This window comes from Planktothrix sp. FACHB-1355 (genome assembly GCF_014748295.1).
In the GTDB taxonomy this organism is placed as follows: Bacteria; Cyanobacteriota; Cyanobacteriia; order Cyanobacteriales; family Aerosakkonemataceae; genus Aerosakkonema; species Aerosakkonema funiforme_A.
Window position 1 is genome coordinate 1 of the sequence record NZ_JACJUP010000593.1, and the last position, 4,169, is coordinate 4,169.

The following is a 4,169-nucleotide window of genomic DNA, read 5'->3' on the forward strand; positions in this document are numbered from 1 at the left end:
CGTGTGCTCTTCCGATCTTTGCCATCCTCAAACCATTGAAGTTTTGCAAACCCGCGCCAAACCCCTAGACATTGAGATTATTATCGGAGAGCATCAAACATTTGCGTTCGATCGAGCAATTTTTGGCGCAATTTTGCAATACCCTGCCAGCGATGGCACAATCTACGATTATAGTGCTTTTATAGAAAAAGCTCATGCCGCCGGTGCATTAGTAACTGTAGCCGCAGATATCTTGAGTTTGACTCTCCTAAAACCACCCGGAGAATTTGGCGCAGATATCGCCGTTGGTAGCACCCAACGTTTTGGAGTTCCGCTGGGATTTGGTGGCCCCCACGCAGCTTATTTCGCTACAAAAGAAGAGTACAAACGACAAGTTCCGGGGCGAATTGTTGGCGTTTCCAAAGATGCTAACGGCAACCCAGCATTGCGTTTGGCTTTGCAAACCCGCGAACAGCATATCCGCCGGGAAAAAGCAACTAGCAATATCTGTACCGCTCAAGTTTTGCTGGCTGTCATCGCTTCTATGTATGCAGTTTATCACGGGTCGGCAGGAATTAAAAAAATTGCTGAAAATATTCACAAGCTCACAGTAATTCTGGCTGAAGGGCTGAAGGAATTAGGATACGGAATTGCTTCAAAACAGTTCTTTGATACCCTACGGGTGGAATTGGGAGAACGGGGATTAGAAGAAATTCTAGAAGCTGCAAAAAACAGGCGCATTAACTTGCGTGTATTGGATGAACATACTGTAGGAATTTCCCTAGACGAAACCACTACAGTCGAAGACATAATCGATATCTGGCAGATTTTTGCAGGTACGCAACAACTGCCATTTACGTTTTCAACTTTTTACCATTCTGAGCTTAAAGTTCACACTTCCCTTGTCCGCACTAGCAACTATCTCACTCATCCTGTATTCAACAGTTACCACTCCGAAACCGAACTTCTGCGTTATTTGCATCGATTGGAATCCAAAGATTTATCGCTAACTACATCGATGATTCCTTTGGGTTCTTGCACGATGAAGCTGAACGCAACAGCGGAAATGATCCCAGTAACTTGGCCGGAATTTGGCAATATTCATCCGTTTGCACCATCATCGCAAACGCGAGGTTATCAAGTTTTGTTCCAACAACTGGAAGCATGGTTAGCTGAAATTACTGGATTTGCCGGAATTTCTCTGCAACCGAATGCAGGATCGCAAGGCGAATATGCAGGTTTGCTGGTAATTCGTGAGTATCACGAAAGTCGGGGCGAAAGTCATCGCCATATTTGTTTGATTCCCGAATCGGCGCACGGAACAAATCCGGCTAGTGCGGTAATGTGCGGTTTTAAAGTCGTTGCCGTTGTTTGCGACAAACAGGGAAATATTGATGTAAATGACCTCAAAAATAAAGCCGAAAAATATAGCAAAGAACTAGCTGCTTTGATGGTGACATATCCATCAACTCATGGCGTTTTTGAGTCAGAAATTAAGGAAATCTGTGCGATCGTTCACGCCAACGGCGGACAAGTTTATATGGATGGGGCGAATATGAACGCCCAAGTGGGATTGTGCAGTCCGGGTGATATTGGCGCGGATGTTTGTCATTTGAATTTGCACAAAACTTTCTGCATTCCTCACGGTGGCGGTGGGCCAGGAATGGGGCCGATCGGTGTTGCCCAGCATTTAGTACCTTTCTTACCCGGTCATTCTGTTGTCCAAATTCGAGATGAAAATCCAAAATCCAAAATCCAAAATCCAAAATCGATCGGTGCTGTTTCTGCTGCGCCTTGGGGTAGCGCCAGCATCCTGGTGATTTCTTGGATGTATATTGCGATGATGGGTGGCGATGGTTTGACGGAAGCAACTAAGGTGGCAATTCTGAATGCTAATTATATTGCGCGTCGCTTGGAATCTTACTATCCAGTTTTGTATAAAGGAGAAGCTGGTTTTGTGGCGCACGAGTGCATTTTGGATTTGCGATCGCTCAAAAAATCCGCCAGTATCGAAGTAGAAGATATCGCCAAACGTTTGATGGATTACGGTTTCCATGCTCCTACTGTATCTTGGCCTGTGGCGGGTACGGTGATGGTGGAACCGACGGAAAGCGAATCTAAGGAAGAACTGGATCGTTTTTGCGATGCGATGATTAGTATTCGCCAGGAAGTTGCGGAAATCGAAAGCGGGAAGGCAGATTCTCACGATAACGTCCTGAAAAATGCACCCCACACGGCAGAAGTTTTGATTGCTGACGAATGGAATCATCCTTATTCTCGCACCCAAGCTGCTTACCCCGCACCTTGGACTCGCGAACATAAATTCTGGCCGGTGGTGGGACGGATCGATAATGCGTTTGGCGATCGCAATTTTGTCTGTGCTTGTTTGCCGATGGAGGCGTATTCGTAAGACCCTACCCCCAAACCCCCTCTCCGTAGACGGGGAGGGGGCTAAGAAAAGGGACGATATCGCGCACTTTACTTGATTATGATGATGTTTTATGCGATCGCACTCTCCCAGAGACAGTTAGTAGCGAATAGCTCACTTGTTAGGGCGAATGCAACAAAAAAGCGATCGCACAAGTCGATCGCTTTTCATCCCTCAGACCCCATCATTTTTATGGGGAAACTTATTTAATTCGATCTAAAAAACTAGCCACAATTTCCGACTAGCTGATGACATTCTGCTTCCAGCATCCGTAGCAGATCGCGATCGCCCCGGTTTTTCGCAACTTCCAGGCGATACTCTAGACGACGACGAATATTAGCGAGGTGAATTTCTTCCAAGTCATCTATAACTTTGTGGCCTCTACCACAACTTGGCACAACTCTAGCAGGAGTTTCTTCTGCTGATGGTGCGGCAAAGCAAGCTTCTGCGTTTGCGCGAGGATCTTTACAGTAGCTAGCGCCGCGATACTTTAACTGAGACTGAGGCGTTGGTTGCGGTACGGGAATATGTCTGGCATAGCGGTAGTTCCAAGCTTGACCCCGGTATTTGCCGCCAATTTCGCCTTCAGTCATTTCGACGGTAGGTAGATCGTTTTGGTAGATGGCACCGCGATAACTGAGTTGCATATAGTCGGCCTCCTAAAGAGTTATGTGAAACGGGGTTAAATAATGTGACTCCTTTGTGAATCACTGTTTATTAGAGTAACGCTCTGTAAGCTCAATTTGGTGTGATCCCCGACACAAATTAGGAAAAGTTTTGTAAATTTCTGTATTTTATGTTACCGTTTTCTAGAAAATTGCTCAAAAGTCAAAGGATGATGACAAAGTACATCCAGCTTGAGATAGGTGCCAGGGGTGGCAAAAGCGGGCGATCGCAGGAAATCTCCCTAAAGGGAGAGAGGAGGGGGAGTGAGAGAAATATTATATAAAATTTCTCTCGCTCTCCCGCGCTCCCAAAGTAGGCAGAATTAAAGGTAGGGTGGGCAGTGCCCACCAAAATGGCTCTAACCCTTGATATGAGGTAATGGTGGGCAGTGCCCACCCCACTACAAATTATCTTTGGTTTATTTACACCCACTTACTTAGCAGTACGCTAACAGTTGCGGAATAACCTATAAAATCCCTCCGTTGAATTTCCGCATTTGAATTTTTTTTTTAATAATTAATAGTTCGTGATTTTTCAGTTTTGATATAAATTAATAAAAAATTAATTATCAAATTATACATAGCTTAGTTAAATCTTTTATGTAAATCAAGATTACAGCTATACTTTGCTTGTCACAAAAAAGTTCCCAAATACCTGAAAAATAGTGATAATATAATAAAGTCGCTCATTATCTGAGTTTATGGTTAGCAGCTCGCAATCCTCATCCGTGAGATCGCTCATTGATGCCAACCAGCAGTTTGTTAAGGTTTATGGGGAAACTCTGCTGCTCGAAGCGATCGTCCAACTCAGTCAAATTAATCATCGCTTTGCTACATCAGATAATTCGACTAATTTAAATACTCCGATTTACTCTGGCAACAGTTGTATAGTAATTGTCGAAGATAATGAGCGATTAATTGGCATTATAACTGCACGCGATATTGTGAGGCTGATTGCACAAAAGAGGCAATTGGAAAACCTCACTGTTGCACAAGTGATGACTCAACATCCGCTCACTTGTAAAGTCGCAGATCTGGAAAATCCATTATTATTAATTCAGGTAATGCACCAACATAAGATTAGGCATTTACCTGTG

4 protein-coding genes are annotated in these 4,169 nt (G+C 44.3%); 3 read left to right on the forward strand and 1 reads right to left on the reverse strand.

Annotated elements, in window-relative coordinates; translation table 11 throughout:
• Both gcvP and H6S82_RS21295 read left to right on the forward strand, forming a co-directional pair.
• A partial coding sequence (gcvP, locus tag H6S82_RS21290) for an aminomethyl-transferring glycine dehydrogenase (protein ID WP_191056666.1) occupies positions 1–2,389 on the forward strand: 2,389 nt, incomplete at its 5' end.
• Between the two features lie 78 nt (positions 2,390–2,467).
• Entirely contained in the window at positions 2,468–2,617 is a 150-nt protein-coding gene (locus H6S82_RS21295) for a hypothetical protein (protein WP_190462640.1), read from the forward strand.
• Between the two features lie 14 nt (positions 2,618–2,631).
• Here the strand turns inward: H6S82_RS21295 and H6S82_RS21300 are convergent, their stop codons facing one another.
• Positions 2,632–3,054, reverse strand: a complete 423-nt coding sequence (locus tag H6S82_RS21300; protein ID WP_190462642.1) for a DUF4278 domain-containing protein — start codon at positions 3,052–3,054, stop codon at positions 2,632–2,634.
• 746 nt (positions 3,055–3,800) lie between these two features.
• Between H6S82_RS21300 and H6S82_RS21305 the strand changes: the two genes are divergently transcribed.
• On the forward strand, positions 3,801–4,169 hold a 369-nt coding region (locus H6S82_RS21305; RefSeq protein ID WP_191056667.1), incomplete at its 3' end, for a CBS domain-containing protein.

Bases quoted from the DNA above. Each gene is read 5' to 3' on its own strand.
- H6S82_RS21295 (WP_190462640.1), top strand. From the start codon at position 2,468: ATGATGATGTTTTATGCGATCGCACTCTCCCAGAGACAGTTAGTAGCG.
- H6S82_RS21300 (WP_190462642.1), bottom strand. From the start codon at position 3,054: ATGCAACTCAGTTATCGCGGTGCCATCTACCAAAACGATCTACCTACC.